General features: G+C 70.0%; 19 protein-coding genes and 1 pseudogene. 12 read left to right on the top strand and 8 right to left on the bottom strand.

Annotated elements, in window-relative coordinates:
* Nucleotides 1-20: 20 nt before the first annotated feature.
* Nucleotides 21-497, bottom strand: a complete 477-nt coding sequence (locus tag MQE23_RS19170) for a tautomerase family protein (protein WP_243379686.1) — start codon at nucleotides 495-497, stop codon at nucleotides 21-23.
* Nucleotides 498-580: 83 nt separating this feature from the next.
* Complete coding sequence (locus MQE23_RS19165) at nucleotides 581-1,207, bottom strand: NAD(P)-binding oxidoreductase (RefSeq protein WP_243379685.1); 627 nt, start codon at nucleotides 1,205-1,207, stop codon at nucleotides 581-583.
* Between the two features lie 147 nt (nucleotides 1,208-1,354).
* On the opposite strand from MQE23_RS19165, the gene MQE23_RS19160 reads away from it, so the two are divergent.
* Nucleotides 1,355-1,549 (top strand): hypothetical protein, encoded by a 195-nt coding sequence (locus MQE23_RS19160; RefSeq protein ID WP_154693886.1) that lies wholly within the window; start codon nucleotides 1,355-1,357, stop codon nucleotides 1,547-1,549.
* Between the two features lie 121 nt (nucleotides 1,550-1,670).
* Here MQE23_RS19160 and MQE23_RS19155 read toward each other — a convergent pair whose 3' ends face one another.
* Nucleotides 1,671-2,366, bottom strand: a complete 696-nt coding sequence (locus MQE23_RS19155; RefSeq protein WP_243379684.1) for an SDR family NAD(P)-dependent oxidoreductase — start codon at nucleotides 2,364-2,366, stop codon at nucleotides 1,671-1,673.
* A 102-nt stretch (nucleotides 2,367-2,468) separates the two neighbouring features.
* Between MQE23_RS19155 and MQE23_RS19150 the strand changes: the two genes are divergently transcribed.
* Nucleotides 2,469-3,347 carry a helix-turn-helix transcriptional regulator gene (locus tag MQE23_RS19150; RefSeq protein ID WP_020271787.1) on the top strand — a complete coding sequence of 293 codons (879 nt, stop codon included), beginning with the start codon at nucleotides 2,469-2,471 and terminating at the stop codon, nucleotides 3,345-3,347.
* Between the two features lie 65 nt (nucleotides 3,348-3,412).
* On the opposite strand, the pseudogene MQE23_RS19145 reads toward MQE23_RS19150, so the two are convergent.
* Together MQE23_RS19145 and MQE23_RS19140 are read right to left on the bottom strand one after the other, a co-directional pair.
* Nucleotides 3,413-3,571: pseudogene (locus MQE23_RS19145) on the bottom strand (tetratricopeptide repeat protein); the annotation flags it as partial.
* A gap of 112 nt (nucleotides 3,572-3,683) precedes the next feature.
* A complete protein-coding gene (locus MQE23_RS19140; RefSeq protein ID WP_003974483.1) occupies nucleotides 3,684-4,121 on the bottom strand; it encodes a hypothetical protein in 438 nt (145 codons plus the stop codon).
* A gap of 488 nt (nucleotides 4,122-4,609) precedes the next feature.
* On the opposite strand from MQE23_RS19140, the gene hemL reads away from it, so the two are divergent.
* From hemL to ccsB, 7 genes are all read left to right on the top strand, one after another.
* A complete protein-coding gene (gene hemL, locus MQE23_RS19135) occupies nucleotides 4,610-5,926 on the top strand; it encodes a glutamate-1-semialdehyde 2,1-aminomutase (RefSeq protein ID WP_243379683.1) in 1,317 nt (438 codons plus the stop codon).
* On the top strand, nucleotides 5,923-6,624 hold the full coding sequence (locus tag MQE23_RS19130; protein ID WP_020271783.1) for a histidine phosphatase family protein: 702 nt from the start codon (nucleotides 5,923-5,925) through the stop codon (nucleotides 6,622-6,624). The genes hemL and MQE23_RS19130 overlap by 4 nt, the downstream gene beginning before the upstream one ends.
* Before the next feature lie 119 nt (nucleotides 6,625-6,743).
* Entirely contained in the window at nucleotides 6,744-8,033 is a 1,290-nt protein-coding gene (locus MQE23_RS19125; RefSeq protein ID WP_082319824.1) for a hypothetical protein, read from the top strand.
* A gap of 66 nt (nucleotides 8,034-8,099) precedes the next feature.
* Nucleotides 8,100-8,747, top strand: coding sequence for a TlpA disulfide reductase family protein (locus MQE23_RS19120; protein WP_020271781.1), 648 nt, complete (start codon nucleotides 8,100-8,102; stop codon nucleotides 8,745-8,747).
* A 13-nt stretch (nucleotides 8,748-8,760) separates the two neighbouring features.
* The gene (locus MQE23_RS19115) at nucleotides 8,761-9,531 is read left to right on the top strand and encodes a cytochrome c biogenesis protein CcdA (protein ID WP_020271780.1); all 771 of its coding nucleotides are present in this window, start codon (nucleotides 8,761-8,763) and stop codon (nucleotides 9,529-9,531) included.
* A 3-nt stretch (nucleotides 9,532-9,534) separates the two neighbouring features.
* Nucleotides 9,535-11,277 carry a cytochrome c biogenesis protein ResB gene (locus MQE23_RS19110; protein WP_020271779.1) on the top strand — a complete coding sequence of 581 codons (1,743 nt, stop codon included), beginning with the start codon at nucleotides 9,535-9,537 and terminating at the stop codon, nucleotides 11,275-11,277.
* Nucleotides 11,274-12,356, top strand: a complete 1,083-nt coding sequence (gene ccsB / locus MQE23_RS19105; protein WP_020271778.1) for a c-type cytochrome biogenesis protein CcsB — start codon at nucleotides 11,274-11,276, stop codon at nucleotides 12,354-12,356. Before MQE23_RS19110 ends, ccsB begins: the two co-directional genes overlap by 4 nt.
* 65 nt (nucleotides 12,357-12,421) lie before the next feature.
* Here ccsB and MQE23_RS19100 read toward each other — a convergent pair whose 3' ends face one another.
* Both MQE23_RS19100 and MQE23_RS19095 read right to left on the bottom strand, forming a co-directional pair.
* Nucleotides 12,422-13,819: a condensation domain-containing protein gene (locus MQE23_RS19100; RefSeq protein ID WP_037668364.1), complete on the bottom strand. Its 1,398-nt coding sequence runs from the start codon at nucleotides 13,817-13,819 to the stop codon at nucleotides 12,422-12,424.
* Nucleotides 13,820-13,933: 114 nt separating this feature from the next.
* Nucleotides 13,934-14,674, bottom strand: a complete 741-nt coding sequence (locus tag MQE23_RS19095; RefSeq protein WP_243379682.1) for a MerR family transcriptional regulator — start codon at nucleotides 14,672-14,674, stop codon at nucleotides 13,934-13,936.
* Nucleotides 14,675-14,755: 81 nt separating this feature from the next.
* Here MQE23_RS19095 and uvrA point away from each other — a divergent pair, with 81 nt between their 5' ends.
* On the top strand, nucleotides 14,756-17,257 hold the full coding sequence (uvrA, locus tag MQE23_RS19090; protein ID WP_020270491.1) for an excinuclease ABC subunit UvrA: 2,502 nt from the start codon (nucleotides 14,756-14,758) through the stop codon (nucleotides 17,255-17,257).
* 51 nt (nucleotides 17,258-17,308) lie between these two features.
* Here uvrA and MQE23_RS43680 read toward each other — a convergent pair whose 3' ends face one another.
* On the bottom strand, nucleotides 17,309-17,914 hold the full coding sequence (locus MQE23_RS43680) for a hypothetical protein (RefSeq protein ID WP_347710138.1): 606 nt from the start codon (nucleotides 17,912-17,914) through the stop codon (nucleotides 17,309-17,311).
* A 105-nt stretch (nucleotides 17,915-18,019) separates the two neighbouring features.
* Between MQE23_RS43680 and MQE23_RS19080 the strand changes: the two genes are divergently transcribed.
* Nucleotides 18,020-18,979: a helix-turn-helix transcriptional regulator gene (locus MQE23_RS19080; protein WP_243379681.1), complete on the top strand. Its 960-nt coding sequence runs from the start codon at nucleotides 18,020-18,022 to the stop codon at nucleotides 18,977-18,979.
* The gene (locus tag MQE23_RS19075; RefSeq protein ID WP_243382681.1) at nucleotides 18,927-19,040 is read left to right on the top strand and encodes a DUF397 domain-containing protein; all 114 of its coding nucleotides are present in this window, start codon (nucleotides 18,927-18,929) and stop codon (nucleotides 19,038-19,040) included. The genes MQE23_RS19080 and MQE23_RS19075 overlap by 53 nt, the downstream gene beginning before the upstream one ends.
* The last annotated feature ends 1 nt before the right edge of the window (nucleotide 19,041 follow it).

Genomic DNA, 19,041 nt, shown 5'->3' with positions numbered 1-19,041 from the left:
CCAGGGTGCACGGACCCGGGTCAGGCGCCGAGTGCGGCGCGGACGGCCTCGGCCTTCTCCTGGGTGAACACGCCGGTGTCGAGGAGGGAGAGGACGGACAGCACACCGCCGCGCGATCCCCAGCTGCCCTCGTCGATCACCCGGAAGGTGACCCACCAGGCCGGTGACGGCTCGGGGAGGCCGCAGGCGTCGGTCATCGCGGCCAGGACGCGTTCGATGACCTCGGCCCGGACCTCCTGGCGCCAGTCCCCGTCCATCACCGTCACGTCGATCACCATGACGTCGGCGTCCGGGCCGGTGTCCGCGAGGAGCCGCCCGCCGATGGCCATCATGTCGGCCGCACGCTCGACGAAATGCACCTGGAACCCGGCCCGCGCGGCCGGTGCGACCTGCCCGACCTCCGGCACGAGCACCGCGTCCGTCAGTGTCTCGGCCAGCTTCCGGCGCTGCTCCTGGCTCAGGCGGCCCTTCGGGGTGCTCACCGTGATGATCGTCACGGCATCCTCCTATGACAGTCGTTATAGGCGCTGGTCACGCTACACCCCGTCTATAACGACTGTCATATCGGTGCTGTGAACGCTCAGTCGGAGATGACAGCCGAGCGGCCGATCCACTCGCTCCCGTGCACCGCCTCGTGCATGAAGACGGCTACGTCCGCCCGACTGATCGTCGGGTTGCCCTTCATCGGCAGCCGGTCGTCCGCGCGGTAGGTGCCCTTGGCCTGGCCGTGGGTCAGCCTGGTCGGGTAGACCACGGTCCAGTCCAGCCCGCTGGCGCGGACAGCGTCGTCGGCGATCTCCTTGTCGGCGTAGATCGAGCGCAGCAAGGTCCGGTAGATGACCTTCTGCGGCACGCTCGCCCACGAGAGGGTGTGGCCGACCCCGAAGGACGACAGCCACACCACACGGGACACGCCGGTCTCCTCCACCGCCGCGATCAAAGCCGCCGAGGCGCGCATGAAGAGGTCGCCGGCGATCACTGAAGCGCCCCGGCCGAGGGCGGAGACGACGGCATCCTGCCCGGCGAGGGCGGCGGAGACGTCGCGGTGGGAGGTCGCGTCTCCCATGACCACCGTGACCTGATCCGCCAGGTCCCCCAGCCCCGCCGGGTTACGGACCAGGGCGGTGACTTGGTCGCCTGCGCGCAGGGCCAGCTCGACGAGGCGGCGGCCGGTGGGGCCGGTCGCTCCGAGGATCAACAGCTTCATGACATGGGCGTCTTTCGTCTACGGGTTCGGGTCGGTGTCACGCGAGGTCGGCGAGGTCTTCCTCGGTGAGGGTGATCGCGGCGGCGGCCATGTTCTGCTCCAGGTGGGAGAGGGGCCCCGTGCCCTGGATGGCAAGGGCGACCGGGCATGTCGCACGCGACCTCGAACACCTGGCCGGGCGCCTGTGAGCCCGCTCGCCGCTGGATGCGGCGCGGCACCTCGGGTACGCGAGTTGTGCTGCCGGGCTGGAGCGAGTGTCCCGCCGTCCTCGCCGACGAGCGCGACCGGGAGGCCCTGCGTGAGGTGGCGACCCACGGCTTCGAGGTGCAGCACACGCCATGATCCAGCCCAGCCAAACCAAGGCGACCCCGGGCGCCATGCCCCGCGAGATGAACGACGTCGGCACGAGTTCGCCACTCCAGAACCCTCGTCCGTGCCGGGCGCGTCCGAATTCAGAGGCGGATCACCAGGGCATCTCACCGTGACGGTCACGGAAGGTTCCGGTCGGTCCGTCCGCCCCGACGGTGGCGAGTTCGACGATCGCGTCGGTCCCCTCGGTCACCGTCTGCGGGCCACTGTGCCCGTTGAAGTCGGTCGCGGTGTAGCCCGGGTCGGCCGCGTTCACTTTCACGTCCGGCCAGGACTTCGCGTACTGCGTGGTCAGCATGGTCACAGCAGCCTTCGACGCCGTGTAGAGCGGCGCGGTGGCCCGGCCCTCGACGCGCCCGGTGTCATGGGTGGCCGCGAACGACCCCATGCCGCTGGACACATTGACGATGACGGGGTTCGCGGACTTGCGCAGCAGGGGCAGGAACGCGTGTGTCACCCGGACGATCCCCACGACATTGACCTCGAACACCTCGCTGGCGTCAGCGGCCGTGATCTCGTCGGTGGGACGGTGTGTTCCGAAGACGCCGGCGTTATTGATCAGGACGTCGATGCTGCCCTCGCGAGCCTCGACGTCGGCGGCGGCCGCAGCCACCGACGCGTCGTCCGTCACATCGATCTGGACGAAACGGGCACCGAGTGCGTCGGCGGCCGCCTGGCCACGCTCGGGATCACGAGCGCCGATGAGGACGGTGTGGCCGGCCTCGATCAAGCGGCGGGCGGTCTCGTACCCGAGGGACTTGTTGGCTCCTGTGATGAACGTTGTTGTCATGCGTTCACCCTCGGTCCGTGACGAGAGGACGACCAGTGCCCTGGGCGACGGTAGGACGGCCAGTACCAGGCACATCGGCTGTCCGGCGGACACAATGGTCGAGTGGACGAGACCCTTGGCACGGCACTGCGCCGCTGGCGCGACCGGCTTTCTCCCACCGACGTAGGGCGGACTTCGCGAGCCGGACGCCGTGCGGTGGGGCTGCGACGCGAGGAGCTGGCCGAGCTCGCGGGGCTGTCGGTCGACTATGTGGTGCGGCTGGAGCAGGGCCGCGCCACGAGCCCTTCGGCGCAGGTCGTCGCGAGCCTGGCCAGGGCCCTCCAGCTGCAACCCGTGGAGCGCGATTACGCCTACCGGCTGGCCGGCCTCCTCCCTCCCCAGGAGGGGACGATTTCCACGCATGTTCCAGCGGGGGTCCAACGGATGCTGGCTCGCCTCGGGGAGTTCCCCGTGGGCGTGTTCAGTGCCGACTGGACCTTGCTGTCCTGGACTCCTGCATGGGCAGTGCTGCTGGGCGACCCCAGCGCACGGACACACGCCGAGCGCAACCTGGTGCGGGCGGTCTTCGCCGCAGGCCCCTCAGGGCTCGCGGCCTGGCCCGTGCTCCAGGACGACGACGCCCTTGGCCCCGCCCTCGTGGCCGATCTGCGCACGGCTCTCGTCAACTACCCCCGCGACCGTGAACTGATCGATCTTGTCGCGGAACTGCGCTCCACCAGTGCGGAGTTCACCCGGCAGTGGGACGAGGGTGCGGTCGGTCCGCACGTCTCGGCCCGCAAGACCATCGTGCACCCCCAGGTCGGCGAGGTGACATGCGACTGCGACGTGCTCACCGTCCCGGGCTGCGACGTACGCCTCGTCGTCTACACGGTGGCGGCGGGTTCCGCCGATGCGGAAAAGTTGGAGTTCCTGCGGGTCACGAACGGCGTCCGCGCCGATGGCTCCTCGCCTCCGGGGCCCGGTCTGTTCTCCAGGCCGTGACGTGATCGGGCCGGTCGGATCTCGTCCAGCACGCAGACCCCTTCGCCGGCCGGTTGGTGGGCAGCTCAGGCCAGTGCTTGGCGTGCGGGACGGGCGAGTTCGGAGGCTCCGGGCACTCTGCGACGCTGGTAGAGGGCGAGGGTGGAACGGAGTGAGGTGATCGCCTTGCGCGTGCGGTCCGAGGTCATGCCCTCCATGAGGGACACGGCCTGGGACCAGGCGGCGAAGGCCCCCGCCAGCGCGGGGCTCTCAATGTGCCCTGGCCGCCTGACTGCCCCTCTCCGGCACTGAAAGGGCGAGGCCCGAAGTCCCCGCCCGAACCCAGGAAACCCCGGCTCAGGGCCACACCAAGCAGTACGGCTGATGCCCCGCCTCATGCAACCGATGGCTGAAGTCCTGCCACTCGTGCAGCAGTTGGTACACATTGAACGCGTCCCGAGGCCCGCCCCGGTCCGGGACCGTCGACCAGATGAAGGCCGCCGCGCCCACCGCCTCCTCGCCGATGCCCCGCAGGGGGTCGACGACGGTCATCGGGAGTTTGACCACCGCGTAGTCGGGGTGCAGGACGACCAGTTCCAGGGGCGGCACCTTGTGCAGGGGAACGCCCTCGATGCCCGTCAGGACCATCGCCGCCATGGTCTCCGGCTTGATCTTCGTGAACATGCCGTTCATGCCGAGCTCGTCGCCGCCGAGTTCCTCGGGACGCATCGAGATCGGGACGCGGGCCGCGGTCGCCCCGTCGGGCGCGCCGAAGTACTTGTACGTCACCCCCACCCGACCACCATTCCTGCTCCCCGTCCGAAGATCGTCCATCCGACGTTCAGTACGGCGGTCGAGCCGGTCCGGTTCACTCGGCAGCCCCTGCGTCTGACGTGCTTCCTGCGTGTCCTCCGCTTCGCGCCGGTGCCTTCCCCGCCGGGCACGTCGAGGACCCAGGTCATCAGTCCCCTCGCCCAGTCCGCCACCGCGATGCATATCTCCACCCGACTGCTTTTCTAGGACGCGTCGCCCCCGCCGCGCAACCCGATCATCGTGTCAGTGACCTCCCCCGCGGCCGCTCGCCGAAACGTGCGCTGAAACATCTGCCCGCGGGATCTTCGCAGCCTCCGACCACCCTGGGCCGTTTGAGCTGTGTGTATCACGCCCCAGTCTCGCAGACGACAGAGGTTCGGGGACCGGTTGCAGGGCACTGTCCTACCCTGAACAGGTCACACGCACCCGGATCCCGACGACGTCGGAGAAGGTCGGAGAAGTCGCAGGTCATGAGCGAACTGGCATATCCGTATGAAGCACCGGCCTCGCAGGCTCTGTTCGACCGTGCGGCGGCCGTCACACCCGGTGGCGTGAACTCGCCGGTGCGGGCCTTCCGCGCCGTCGGCGGCACACCGCGGTTCATGGTGTCCGGCAAGGGGCCGTATCTGACCGATGCCGACGGGCGGGAGTACGTCGACCTGGTGTGCTCCTGGGGGCCCATGATCCTCGGGCACTCGCACCCCGAGGTCATCGCCGCCGTGCAGGACGCCGTCGCCCGCGGTACGTCCTTCGGCACGCCCGGTGAGGGCGAGGTCGCACTCGCCGAGGAGATGGTCGCGCGGATCGAGCCGCTGGAGCAGGTACGCCTGGTGTCCAGCGGGACCGAGGCGACCATGTCCGCGATCCGGCTCGCGCGCGGGTTCACCCAGCGCAGCAAGGTGATCAAGTTCGCCGGGTGCTACCACGGGCACGTCGACTCGCTGCTCGCCGCGGCGGGCAGTGGCGTCGCCACCTTCGCGCTGCCCGACACCCCCGGCGTCACCGGCGCCCAGGCCGGCGACACCGTCGTCCTGCCGTACAACGACCTCGACGCCGTACGCGCCGCCTTCGCCGCCCACCCCGGCGAGATCGCCTGCGTGATCACCGAGGCCTCCCCGGGCAACATGGGCGTCGTCCCGCCCGCGGACGGCTTCAACCAGGGCCTGAAGGACCTGTGCGCCGAGAACGGCGCCCTCTACATCTCCGACGAGGTCATGACCGGGTTCCGGACCAGCCGGGCCGGGTGGTACGGGGTCGACGGGGTCCGGCCCGACCTCATGACCTTCGGCAAGGTCATGGGCGGTGGCTTCCCCGCCGCGGCCTTCGGCGGGCGTGCGGACGTGATGGCTCATCTCGCCCCGGCCGGGCCCGTCTACCAGGCCGGCACCCTCTCCGGGAACCCCGTCGCCACGGCGGCCGGGCTCGCCCAGCTTCGCCTCCTCGACGACGCCGCCTACGACAAGGTCGACGCCGTGTCGAAGCAGATCCAGGAGCTCGTCAGCGAGGCGCTGACCAAGGAGGGCGTCGCGCACCGGCTCCAGAACGCCTCCAACATGTTCTCCGTGTTCTTCACCGACCGGCCCGTGCGGAACTACGAGGACGCCAAGGCGCAGGAGTCCTTCCGCTTCACCGCGTTCTTCCACTCGCTGCTCGCGAGCGGCGTCTACCTGCCGCCGTCGTCCTTCGAGTCCTGGTTCGTCTCCACCGCGCACGACGAGCGGGCCGTGCAGCGGATCGCCGACGCCCTCCCGGCTGCGGCCCGAGCTGCCGCGGAGGCCACGGCATGAGCAACGAGACGAACCACGACACGAACGGCGACATCACCGTCGTCCACGTCATGCGGCACGGCGAGGTCGCCAACCCGGACGGCATCCTCTACGGGCGGCTGCCGGGCTACCACCTCTCCGAGCTGGGCCGGCGCATGGCCGACCGGGTCGCCGAGCACCTCGCGACCCGCGATGTGACGTACGTCGTGGCCTCGCCGCTGGAGCGGGCGCAGGAGACGGCGGAGCCGATCGCCAAGGCGCACGGGCTTGACCTCGCCACCGACGAGCGGCTGATCGAGGCCGGCAACATCTTCCAGGGCAAGACGTTCGGCGTCGGGGACGGGGCGCTGCGCAGGCCCGGCAACTGGAAGCACCTGGTCAATCCGTTCCGGCCGTCCTGGGGCGAGCCGTACGTCGACCAGGTCGTGCGGATGATGAACGCGCTCAGCACGGCGAAGGACCGGGCGCGGGGCCACGAGGCCGTCGTGGTCAGCCATCAGCTGCCGATCTGGATCGTGCGGTCGTACGTCGAGCGGCGGCGGCTCTGGCACGACCCGCGGAAGCGGCAGTGCACGCTCGCCTCGCTGACGACCTTCACCTACCGGGGCGACAGGATCGTTTCCGTCGGCTACACCGAGCCGGCCCGCGATCTCGTCCCGGCGCATCTCCTCGCCGGTGCCAAGCCGGTGAAGGGGAAGGCCAAGGCGTTCGGCGCGTAGGCCCTTTCTGTTCGCTTCTGACGGCCTCGTTACGGAATCTGCAAATATCGACGGAACCTCCCCGTTCGTCACGTCCTCTGACTGGGTGACCACCAGAGAACGTGATGAACGGGGATGCAATGCGCCCTTACTCCCGCAGGGGAATGCTCGGAATCGGCGCGGGGGCCGCGGCCGCCGTCTCGCTCGCCGGGTGCGGCGGACTCACCGGGTCGGACGGGTCCAGCCACGCCGACGGTTCCGGGGAATCCGCACAGGGCGGGTCGAAGCCGAAGCCGGCCGCCCGGCCCATCGGCGACGGCTCCACCGCCTACACCGGCAAGCAGCCCCACCAGCCCGCCAAGCCCGAGCCGCTGGAGCCGGGTCAGACGCCGCCGCAGTTCGTCGTGTTCTCCTGGGACGGCGCCGGCGAGGTCGGCAACGGCCTCTTCCCGCGCTTCCTTGACCTCGCCAAGGAGCACGGCGCGAGCATGACCTTCTTCCTGTCCGGGCTGTACCTGCTGCCCGAGTCGAAGAAGCGCCTCTACGACCCGCCGAACAACCCGCGCGGCGCCTCCGACATCGGCTACCTCACCGACGAGCACGTCAAGGAGACGCTGAAGAACGTCCGCCGGGCCTGGCTGGAGGGCCACGAGATCGGCACCCACTTCAACGGGCACTTCTGCGGCGAGACCTACGGCTCGGTCAAGAACTGGACGCCCCGGCAGTGGCGCAGCGAGATCGACCAGGCGAAGTCCTTCGTCAAGGAGTGGCGCACCAACACCGGCTGGACCGATATGCCGCCGCTGCCGTTCGACTACGACAAGGAACTCGTCGGCGGCCGTACGCCCTGTCTGCTCGGCCAGGACAACCTGCTGCCCACCGCCCGTGAGCTGGGCTGGCGCTACGACGCCTCCTCGCCCGGTGGCCGCCAGGTCTGGCCGGTGAAGCGGCAGGGGATCTGGGACCTGCCGTTGCAGCAGATACCTTTCCCCGGCCGTGGCTTCGAGGTCCTCTCCATGGACTACAACATGCTGGCGAACCAGTCCATCAGCACCACCAAGGCCCCGGCGCACAACTACCCGGGCTGGCGGCAGCAGTCGGCCCAGGCGTACATCCAGGGATTCAAGCGGGCATACGAGACTAATCGGGCGCCGCTCTTCATAGGTAATCACTTCGAGCAGTGGAACGGCGGCATCTACATGGACGCCGTGGAGGAGGCCTTCAAGCACATCGCGCGGGAGAAGGAGAAGGGCGCCGATGTGCGTCTCGTCTCCTTCCGGCAGTTCACCGACTGGCTGGACGTGCAGAAGCCCGAGGTGCTCGAAAAGCTCCGTACGCTCGAGGTCGGGCAGCAACCGGCAGGTGGCTGGAAGGGGTTCGTCGAGAAGACGCCGTCAGGTGCCGGTACGCCCTCCCGGAACGCCGCCTGAAATGCGGTTTTCCGCCCGCAAGGGGGGTGGGCGAGAGCCCCGGAACGGACATGCGAAACTTTTCACATGAGTGCCGCCAGCCGCGCCCCCCTGCGCTCGAACCGCTCGCCCCGCACGACCCCCTCGAACCGGGTCCGTCGCCGCGCCGCCCTGACCGCCGGTGCCGCCGTGGCCGCGCTGCTCGTCACCGCGTGCGGCTCGGGCGGCACTTCCGGCGGGGGCGGCAACACCAACTTCGTCACCGGCACCGACGGCATCGCCACGGTCGCCAAGGGCGAGCGCACCCCGGCACCCGACCTGTCCGGCAAGACCATCGCCGGCAAGACCCTCGACGTCGCCGACTACAAGGGCAAGGTCGTCGTCCTCAACGTGTGGGGATCCTGGTGCAACCCCTGCCGCGCCGAGGCCAAGTACTTCGCGAAGGTCTCCAAGGAGTACGCCGGCAAGGGCGTGCAGTTCGTCGGCATCAACACCCGCGACACCTCCACCGGCGCCGCGCTCGCCTTCGAGAAGGACTGGGGCATCACCTACCCCAGCCTCTACGACCCGACCGGCAAGCTGCTGCTCCGCTTCGACAAGGGCACCCTCAACCCGCAGGCCATCCCCTCCACCCTGATCCTCGACCGGAACGGGAAGATCGCGGCCCGCTCGCTGTCCGCCCTCAGTGAGGAACGGCTTGTGAAGATGCTCAAGCCGGTCGTCGCCGAGAAGTGAGCGGAGTAGTGACGTGAGCGCGCTCACCCTCGCCGCGGTAGCGGACCCCAACGGCACGGTGCTCAACGGCGCCCTGCTGGTGGCCCTGCCCATCGCCCTGCTCGGTGGACTCGTCTCCTTCTTCTCGCCCTGCGTGCTGCCGCTCGTGCCCGGCTACCTGTCCTACGTCACCGGAGTCAGCGGCACCGACCTGGCCGAGGCCCGGCGCGGCCGGATGGTCGCCGGGGCCTCGCTGTTCGTGCTCGGCTTCACCGCCGTCTTCGTCTCCGGCGGGGCCTTCTTCGGATACTTCGGCCAGACGCTCCAGGAAGAGCGGGGCGTGCTGTCCAAGGTGCTGGGCGTCTTCATGATCCTCATGGGCGTCTTCTTCATGGGCCTGATGCCCTGGCTCACCCAGCGCGAGTTCCGTTTCCACCGGAAGCCGGCGGCCGGTCTCGTCGGCGCCCCGGTGCTCGGCGCGCTGTTCGGCATCGGCTGGACGCCCTGCATCGGCCCGACGCTGGCCGCCGTCCAGACCCTCGCCCTGAACCAGGGCAGCGCGGGTCGCGGGGCGGTACTGACCATCGCGTACTGTCTGGGCCTGGGCGTGCCGTTCGTGCTCGCCGCGGTCGCCTTCCGCAAGGCCCTCGGCGCCTTCGGGTGGATCAAGCGCCACTACGTCTGGGTGATGCGGATCGGCGGCACCATGATGATCGTGACCGGTCTGCTGCTGCTGACCGGCGCCTGGGACCGCATCGTGCAGGAGATGCAGGTCTGGTCCGACGGCTTCACTGTGGGGATCTGATCGATGAGCAAGACCACCGCCTCCGACCCGGCCCCGACAGCCGCAGAGGACCAGGAACTCGGCGACGCCGGCTCCCAGCTGTCCACCGCCCCCACGGAGGACGCGCCCAACCTGCCCGCCCTCGGCGTCATCGGCTGGGCCCGCTGGTTCTGGCGGCAGCTGACCTCCATGCGGGTCGCGCTGCTGCTGCTCCTGCTGCTCTCCCTCGGCGCGATCCCCGGCTCGCTCATCCCGCAGACCGGCACCGACGAGACGAAGGTCGCCGACTTCCGCAAGGCCCACCCGGCCCTCGGGGACGTCTACGACAAGCTCGGCCTGTTCCACGTCTACAGCTCGGTGTGGTTCTCCGCGATCTACATCCTGCTGTTCATCTCCCTCATCGGCTGCATCGTCCCCCGCACCTGGCAGTTCGTGGGCCAGCTGCGCGGCCGTCCGCCCCGCGCGCCCCGGCGGCTGAACCGGCTGCCCGCCCACACCACCTGGCGCACCACGGCCGAGCCCGAGCAGGTCCACAGCGCCGCCCTGGCCCTGCTGAAGAAGCGCCGCTTCCGCGCCCACCTCGCCGGTGACGCCGTCGCCGCCGAGAAGGGCTACCTGCGCGAACTGGGCAACCTCGTCTTCCACATCGCCCTCATCGTGCTGCTGGTCGCCTTCGCCTGGGGCCAGCTGTACAAGTCCGAGGGCAACAAGCTCGTCGTCGAGGGCGACGGCTTCTCCAACACCCTCACCCAGTACGACGACTTCAAGTCCGGCAGCCTCTTCACCTCCGACGACCTGGTGCCCTTCAGCTTCAACCTGAAGAAGTTCACCGGCACCTACGAGCGCAGCGGCCCCAACAAGGGCACTCCTCGCGTCTACCAGGCCGACCTCACCTACAGCGACGGCCCCTACGGCAAGGACGAGAAGACCACCGTCAAGGTCAACCACCCGCTGCAGATCGGCGACGCCAAGGTCTACCTGGTCAGCCACGGCTACGCCCCGGTCATCACCGTCCGCGACGCCAAGGGCGACGTCGTCTACGACGACGCCGTACCGCTGCTGCCGCTCGACGCCAACGTCACCTCCTCCGGCGTCGTCAAGGTCCTCGACGGCTACCGCAACCCCGAGGGCAAGAAGGAACAGCTCGGCTTCAACGCGTTCTTCGTGCCGACCTTCGGCGGCGCCGCCAGCGGCACGATGCTGTCGCAGTTCCCCGCGCTGGACTATCCGGTGCTCGCGCTGTCCGCCTACCACGGCGACCTGGGGGCCGACTCCGGCATCCCGCAGAGCGTGTACCAGATGGACAAGACCAACATGAAGGAGTTCAAGGACTCCAAGGGCAAGCTGTTCAAGAAGCTGCTGCGGCCCGGCGAGACCATGAAGCTCCCGAACGGCGCCGGTTCGGTCACCTTCGGCAAGGACGTCAAGGAGTGGGCCGGCTTCCAGGTCGTCCAGGAGCCCGGCGGCGGCTGGGCCCTCGCCGGGGCCCTCGCGGCCATCGGCGGCCTCGCCGCCTCCCTGTTCATCCAGCGCCGCCGCGTCTGGGTGCGCGCGGTCAAGGGCGCCGACGGCGTCACCGTCGTGGAGATGGCCGGCCTCGGCCGCAGCGAGTCCGCCAAGGTCCCCGAGGAACTCGGCGACCTCGCCGGGATCCTCTACGACCAGGCACCGGCCGCGCCCGGCCCCGACGACCCCGCAGATTCCCCCGACACCGACCAGGAGCCGGGTACCGAAACCCCCGTACCTGCCGAAGGGGCTGAGAAGTGACTCTCGCCGCCGCCACCAACGAAAACCTCGCGAACATCAGCAATGTGCTGATCTACTCCGCGATGGCCGTCTACACCCTGGCGTTCTTCGCGTACATCGCCGAATGGCTCTTCGGCAGCCGCAGCAAGGTCGCCAAGACCGCCGCCGCACTCACGGCCAAGCCGGCCGAGGCGAAGAAGACGCCCGCCGTCACCGTGAACCAGGCGGGCGGCACCGCCGTCCTGGAGCGGCCCAAGGTCACGGTGCGGGCCGCGACCGGGCAGCGGGACGTGCCGGACGGGCCCGGGGCGCACGGCGGTGACGAACAGGGCGACCTGTACGGCCGGATCGCCATCTCCCTCACTGTGCTCGCCTTCCTGGTCGAGCTGGGCGGCGTCGTCGCCCGCGCGGCCTCGGTGGAGCGGGCGCCGTGGGGCAACATGTACGAGTTCAACATCACGTTCTCCACGGTCGCCGTCGGCGTGTACCTCGGGCTGCTGGCGCTGAAGAAGAACGTGCGCTGGCTCGGCCTGTTCCTGATCACCTCGGTCCTGCTGGACCTGGGCCTCGCGGTCACGGTCCTCTACACCGCCAGCGACCAGCTGGTCCCGGCCCTGCACTCGTACTGGCTGTACATCCACGTCTCCACGGCGATCTTCTGCGGCGCCGTCTTCTACGTCGGCGCGGTCGCCACGATCCTGTACCTCTTCAAGGACTCCTACGAGAACAAGCTCGCGAGCGGCGGCACGCCCGGCACCTTCGCGACGTCCGTCCTGGAGCGGCTGCCCTCCTCCGCCTCCCTCGACAAGTTCTCCTACCGCGTCAACGCGGCCGTCTTCCCGCTGTGGACGTTCACGATCATCGCGGGCGCCATCTGGGCCGGTGACGCCTGGGGCCGGTACTGGGGCTGGGACCCGAAGGAGACCTGGTCCTTCATCACCTGGGTCGCCTACGCCTGTTACCTGCACGCCCGCGCGACCGCCGGCTGGAAGGGCCGCAAGGCCGCCTACCTGGCCCTGATCGCCTTCGGCTGCTGGCTGTTCAACTACTACGGCGTGAACATCTTCGTCTCCGGCAAGCACTCCTACGCGGGCGTCTAGCCCCGTACCGTCGAAGGCCGGTTCCCGTGACCACTCGGGTCACGGGAACCGGCCTTCGACGTCGTTCAGGGCCTGCCGGCCGTGCCCGTCACGATGTCCCGCAGCCGCTCGGCGTACAGCCGCATGTTCTTGTACGCGATGTCCGTGTCCGGGTAACGGCCGGCGAACCACAGGCCCTCGTGGAGGCGGGTGATCCAGGCGCAGACCTGGTCACCGTAGGAGACCCTGAGCAGCCCGTACGCCTTCTGGTCCGTCCAGTGGTCGGAGCCGGGGATACCGCGGGTGTCGACGAACGAGACGATCGAGTACAGGTCGGGGGAGGTCGGGCGGAAGTCGCTGCCGAGCAGGTGGAGGACGCGGGCCAGGGGGATGCGGGCCAGCCGGCGGTTGGCCTGGAGGGCGGCGCGCACGGTGCGCAGGGCGCTCGGGAAGTCGACGGCTTCGGACATGGGAATCTCGATCGGGGCGCCGCCCACGTACCAGCCGACCGACTGCGACCACTGGGACTTCACGCGGGTGTGGAACGGCACGACCGTGCGGTAGACGGGCTCGCCGCCGATCTCGTGGACGATGAGGGCGGTGGCCGCGAGGACCCCGACCAGACTCCCGCCGTACGGGCGGCAGTACGACTCGAACGCGGCGGCGGCATCCGCGTCCACCATCATCTCGCGCATGAACTTCTGCGTGGGCAGTCCGCCCCCGGGTTCCAGGCCGAGGTCGACGGGGAAGCTCGGCAGCCGTCCGCCGCAGCGTTGGATGAACTCCCGCCAGCGGGCGACGATGTCGTGGTCCGCGTCGATGCGGTCGGCGTCCGCCCGCTCGGCCTCGCAGAAGTCGACGTAACTGCTCGCCGGCTCCGGCCCCTCGGCCCTGCCCGCGACCCCGGCCTCGTACAGCTCGTGGATCTCGGCGGGGATGCGGTGGATGGAGTAGGCGTCGACATTGCTGTGGTCGAAGGCCATGTACACGCTGGTGCAGTCGTCCCGGACGACCGCCGTGTAGATGAGGTTGGGCCAGCGCAGGGCGTCGGCCGTGGTGTCGAAGCGGTCCTGGAGGTGCTGGGCCAGGGCCGCCGGGTCGGTGAAGTCGCCGACGTCCTCCCGGTGCAGGGACACGGAGGACGGGTCGAGTGTGAAGCGGCGGATCGAGTCGCCGGGCCCGCCCGCCCAGCGGAAGCCGCTGCGCAGCGTTTCATGGCGCAGCGTCCAGCCGCGCAGCGCCTCGCCCAGCGCGTCCAGGTCGGCCCGTCCCGGGATGTCGAACGCCGCGCCCAGCCAGGTCGGGACGAACAGTCCGTCCTCCCGCACGGACCGGGCCGTCCGGATGTGCGACTCCTGGATGTACGCCGGTGGCCTGGAGTCTTCTGGCAGAGCCTTCGCCGTCGCGACGGTCGCCGGACTGAGTGTCCATTCGACGAGTCGCCCAGGTCGGACCTCGCAGCGCTGGATATCAGTCATTCGCACAGGGGGTCTCCGTTCGCAGGTGGGATAGACCCGACCAAACGAATGGCGAACCCGCTACCGGCGACACCGGGTGTCGCCGGTTTTTCAATGGATCGGATGGCATCTCGAACGGTGTTACGAGCTCTGACCGGTGCGTTCGGTTGACGCGGTGACCCGTTCGAGGTGGGCGTGGAGGGCGCCCGCCCCCTCGACCATGCCCCTGGTGCGAGCCGTCAGGGCCTCTCCGCGGGCCGCGATCGCCGCCCGCAGGGCGTCGCTGCTGCCCTCCCGGCGCAGCCCCTGAAGCACCGGACGGATCTGGTCGAAGAGATAGTGACTGCGGCGCAGCGTGTGCACGAGCCGGGCGTCGCGCACATCGGCGGGTTCGTAGACCCGGTACCCCGTGCCGCGCTCGCGGCCCGGCGTGAGCAGCCCGGCCCCCTCCCACACCCGCAGCGCGGACGTCCGTACGCCCAGCAGCGCGGCCACCTCCCCGATGCGCAGCCCGCCGGAGCGGGGCAGCGGGGCGGGCGGCTCGGCCGCCAGCAGCTCCAGGGCCTCGCTCGCGGCCCGCAGGGAGACCCGCTCCTCGTGCAGGGCGGCGTGCGCGGCGTCGACCAGCGCGAGCGCGCCCGGGACGTCATCGTCGTGCAGGGCGCGCATGATCCGCGTCGCCGTCAGCGGCCCGTACCCCCGCATCAGGGCCCGGTACGCCAGCAGCGCGCTGCGATGGATATCGGTGAAGACGCGGTAGCCGGACTCGGTGCGCGCGGCCGGCGGCAGTACTCCGGCGTCCTCGTAGTTGCGGATCTGCTGCGTCGAGACACCGGCCAGCCGGGCGAGATCGACGGGGCGGAGACGGCGTTCGTTGGTCATCGATTTGAAGGTTACGGCAGAGGGACCAGCCGCCATGCCGGAAAAGTCTCAACATCGCACTTCAATGGAAGACTTGAAGGAATGGACAACAGCATCCGGGTCACCGGCGCCCGCCTCCACAACCTCAAAAACGTCTCCCTCTCCGTCCCGAAGAACAAGCTGGTCGTCCTGACCGGCCTGTCCGGATCCGGCAAGTCCACGCTCGCCTTCGACACCCTCCACCAGGAAGGCCAGCGGCAGTACCTGGAGTCGCTGGGCATGGTCACCGGCTTCGTCAGCAAACCCGCCGTCGACTCGATCAGCGGCCTGTCCCCGTCCATCAGCGTCGACCAGCACCTCACCAACCGCAGCCCGCGCTCCACGGTCGGCACGGTCACCGAGGTGTTCACCTATCTTCGGCTGCTGTGGTCGCGGATCGGGACCCGCCCCTGCCCCGGCTGCGGCAAGAGCATCCCGCCGTCGTACGCGAACGCCGCCGAGGCCACCGCGGCCGACGAGGACGCCGAGGGCGAGCACATCCCCTGCCCGCACTGCGGCACGCTCGTGCCCGAGCTGGTGATGGGCTCCTTCTCCTTCAACAAGCCCGCGGGCGCCTGCCCGTCCTGCACCGGCCTCGGCGAGGTCATCCGGCCCGACGTACGACGCCTGGTCGACGGCTCCCGCTCGCTGGCCCAGGGCGCGGTACGGGGCTGGAACCCCAAGCTCACCGACTGGAACCTCACCGCGCTGCGGGCCGCCGCCCGCCACTACGACTTCATCTTCGACGCGGACCTCCCGGTCGATGAACTGGGCGAGCCGCAGCGGGACTTGCTGGTGTACGGCGTCGAAAGCCCCGAGTTCCGCAGGCACTTCCCGTCGGTCGAGGCGCCGACGACCGTGGCGGCGGGCCGCTTCGAAGGGGTCGCGACGGCGCTGCTGCGGCGCTACACCGAGCGCGCCGACGACCCCGAGTACCGCGAACGGGCCGAGAAACAGGGCCTGGTGAAACAGCCCTGCCGGGAGTGCGAGGGCACCCGGCTGCGGCCGGAGAGCCGGGCGGTGACCGTGCACGGACTGACGATCGTCGAGGCGGCGCGACTGCCGCTCACCGAACTCGACGGCTGGCTGGCCGCCCTCAAGGAGCGGTCGGCCGGGGACGAGTGGCTGCTCGTCGAGCCGGTCGTCGCCGACCTGGAGGAGCGGGTACGGCGCCTGGTGGACGTCGGAGTCGGTTACCTCAGCCTGGAGCAGTCCACGCCGAGCCTCTCCGCCGGGGAGACCCAGCGGCTGCGGCTCGCCGCCCTGCTCGGCTCCGGCCTGACCGGCGTGCTGTACGTCCTCGATGAGCCGACCATCGGTCTGCACCCCTCGGACACCGCCCGCCTGATCGGCGTCCTGCGCCGGCTGCGCGACCTGGGCAACACCGTGCTGGTCGTCGAGCACGACCTGGACGTGCTGCGGGCGGCGGACCACGTGGTGGACGTCGGCCCCGGGGCCGGCCGGAACGGCGGCCGGATCGTGGCGGCCGGCACGCCGCAGGAGGTGGGCCGGGCCGAAGGCTCGGTGACCGGCGCGTATCTGTCGGGCCGGCTGCCCGCGCCCGCGTCCCGTGGCCGCGGCGACAGCACTTCAGCGGTCGTGATCCGCGGGGCCCGGGCCCACAACCTCAAGGACGTGACCGTACGGATCCCGCTGAACCGCCTGGTCACGGTCACGGGCCCGTCCGGCTCGGGCAAGTCGACGCTGCTGCTGGACATCCTCGGCCGGGCCGCCCGCCGCCACTTCCACGGGGCGGGGGAACTCCCGGCCGAACACGACGGCATGGACGGCTGGGAGCACCTCTCCAAGGCCGTCCTCATCGACCAGGAGCCGATCAGCCGCGTCCCGCGCTCCAACGCCGCGACGTACTCGGACGTCTTCACACCCATCCGGGAGGTCTTCGCCGCGAGCAGCGAAGGGCGCCTGACTGCGGGCCGGTTCTCCTTCAACGTCCCCGGCGGACGCTGCGAACGCTGTGAGGGCGCGGGCGTTCTCACCGTACGGATGCACTTCCTCCCGGCCGTGGAGGTGCGCTGCCCGACCTGCCAGGGCCGCCGCTTCCGGGCCGAGGTGCTGGCGGTGCGGTACCAGGGGTACGACATCGCCGAGGTGCTGGAGGCGACGGTGGACGAGGCGCTCGGAGTGTTCCGGGACGTGCCCAACGTGGCCGGCCGACTTCAGCGCATGGCGGACGTCGGCCTCGGCTACCTCCCGCTCGGACAGCCCGCGCCCACACTGTCCGGGGGCGAGGCCCAGCGCCTCAAGCTGGCGAAGGAGCTGGGCCGCCGGGCGGCCGACCGGACGCTCTACGTCCTCGACGAGCCGACGACCGGCCTGCACGCGGCGGACACGGCACGCCTGCTGGAGGTGCTGCAACGGCTGGTCGACTCGGGCCACTCCGTCGTCACCATCGAGCACAACGTCGATGTCATGCGGGCGTCGGACTGGCTGATCGACCTCGGGCCGGTCGGCGGGGCCGGCGGGGGCCGGGTGGTGGCCGAGGGGACCCCGCGGGAGGTGGCGGCCGTGCAGGCGTCGCGGACCGGCGGGTTTCTGGCCGGGTGACCTGCGCAGGGCTCTCGGGATGGCCCGCTTCCTCGGCGGAGTCGTGCCCCGTCAGCCCTGCCTCTCCAGCACCGCGTAGTCGGCGAAGCTGCGGCGGTAGCGCAGGTGCCGGGTCTCCTGGGTGTGCCTGCGCTGCCACTCCTCCACCTCGGCCGGGGTCTGCCGCGGCCCCGAACTCGCCCCGCAGTCCTCCTCCTCTCCCGAGACGCAGTACGCCTGGTACTCCGGGACGGCCGACGCGTCCTGGACGATCGAGTACGGCACGTACCGGAAGATCCGGCGCCCCGCCGGTTCCCCGCCGTGCTCCTGCCGCTGGTGCTGGCGCAGCAGCACGTTCGCGTCCGTCACGGCACTCCCGTCGAACGCGGCACGTGCCTGGTCCCGGCGGACGGCCAGCTCCTCGCACACCGCGCACCCGGACACGGGCACGGGCGGCCGGCTCGGGTCGGCCGACAGCCCTTCCCTGGAACGGTCGTTGGCCGCGCGTACGCCCGCGCTGAGCCGTTCCTCCAGGGTGGCCACCCGGATCCGCGCCGGGTCCGCCTGCCACTCCCGGCCGCCGCCGACCGGGCGCAGCATCACATACGGGCCGGTCCTGTCCTGGTACTCGCCGACCTTGCGCGTCGCAGGGTCGTAGACGAGCGTTCCCGGTTCCATTCCGTGCACCTCCGTAACTCTGGGTGTATCGAGCGTTGCGCAGGGGAACAGTCTGGTTCAATGCTTGGCGTGTGACACCGGTGCACTGTCACGGAGGGGGAAGCCGTGAGCCGACGGAATGGCGGGGCGGAGTCGGGGGCGAGCACGGCGGCCGTGTTCGGCGAGGTGCTGCGGCATTTCCGCGAGGCGGCGCTGCTCACGCAGGAGGGCTTGGCGAGGCAGATCCCGTGCGACCGCTCGCACGTGGCGCGGGTGGAGGCGGGCACGAGGGTTCCGCAGGAGGGTTTCGCGAAGAAGTGCGACGAACTTCTTGGCACGGGTGGGGTGTTGCTGCGGTTGTGGGGGCGGATCGACTGGTATCCGCAGGTGGAGCATCCTGACTGGTTTCGGCGATGGGCCGAGATGGACGAGGTGGCCGTCGCCTTGCGGGAGTACCAGGAGCGAGTGATTCCGGGGTTGTTGCAGACAGCGGACTACGCCCGTGCGCTGTTCAGTCGCCGTGGTGCGGATGCCGAGGAGGTGGACTCGCGCGTCCGGGCTCGTCTGAGCCGACAGCAACGCTTCCTGGCCGACGGCGGTCCGCTGTACGTCGTCATCCTTGACGAGAGCTGTCTGCGCAACGGTGTGGGCAGCACGGAGATCATGCGTGAGCAGTGCGCGCACCTGCTGACGGTCGGGCAGCGCCGGAACATCCGTATCCAGGTCGCCCCATCAGACGCTTTCGGGCTCGTCCGGCCCCGAGGATCCATGTCGCTGATCGAACTGGCTGACGAGCGATGGGTGTACTCGGAGTCCCTGGACCGTGGCCACTTCAACAACGATCCGGCCGTCTACCAGCGGCATTCCCAGACCTATGATGTGCTCAGGGCCGACATCCCGTCAGCCCGCGAATCCGCCGCCCTGATCAGCGACGCGATGGAGGGGTACGAGCATCATGGACCGGTACGAGCTCTGCGCGGCGCAATGGATCAAGAGCAGCTACAGCGACGACAACGGCGGCAACTGCGTGGAAATAGCCCCCGGTTTCCCCGACACCGTCCCCGTCCGCGACAGCAAAACCCCTGACGGACCGGTCCTGCTCGTCACCCGGTCCGCCTGGTCCGCGTTCCTCTCCGGCGTGCGCTGAA

The sequence above is a fragment of the Streptomyces sp. HP-A2021 genome (assembly GCF_022807935.1).
GTDB lineage: Bacteria > Actinomycetota > Actinomycetes > Streptomycetales > Streptomycetaceae > Streptomyces > Streptomyces afghaniensis.
Note: the sequence above shows the minus strand (reverse complement) of the source record. Positions and strands in the feature narration are given on the sequence as shown.

Coding starts and splice junctions, on each gene's coding strand:
- MQE23_RS19165 (WP_243379685.1), bottom strand. CDS start 1,207: ATGAAGCTGTTGATCCTCGGAGCGACCGGCCCCACCGGCCGCCGCCTC.
- MQE23_RS19160 (WP_154693886.1), top strand. CDS start 1,355: ATGTCGCACGCGACCTCGAACACCTGGCCGGGCGCCTGTGAGCCCGCT.
- MQE23_RS19155 (WP_243379684.1), bottom strand. CDS start 2,366: ATGACAACAACGTTCATCACAGGAGCCAACAAGTCCCTCGGGTACGAG.
- hemL (WP_243379683.1), top strand. CDS start 4,610: ATGAGCGAACTGGCATATCCGTATGAAGCACCGGCCTCGCAGGCTCTG.
- MQE23_RS19130 (WP_020271783.1), top strand. CDS start 5,923: ATGAGCAACGAGACGAACCACGACACGAACGGCGACATCACCGTCGTC.
- MQE23_RS19125 (WP_082319824.1), top strand. CDS start 6,744: ATGCGCCCTTACTCCCGCAGGGGAATGCTCGGAATCGGCGCGGGGGCC.
- MQE23_RS19120 (WP_020271781.1), top strand. CDS start 8,100: ATGAGTGCCGCCAGCCGCGCCCCCCTGCGCTCGAACCGCTCGCCCCGC.
- MQE23_RS19110 (WP_020271779.1), top strand. CDS start 9,535: ATGAGCAAGACCACCGCCTCCGACCCGGCCCCGACAGCCGCAGAGGAC.
- MQE23_RS19095 (WP_243379682.1), bottom strand. CDS start 14,674: ATGACCAACGAACGCCGTCTCCGCCCCGTCGATCTCGCCCGGCTGGCC.
- uvrA (WP_020270491.1), top strand. CDS start 14,756: ATGGACAACAGCATCCGGGTCACCGGCGCCCGCCTCCACAACCTCAAA.
- MQE23_RS43680 (WP_347710138.1), bottom strand. CDS start 17,914: ATGGAACCGGGAACGCTCGTCTACGACCCTGCGACGCGCAAGGTCGGC.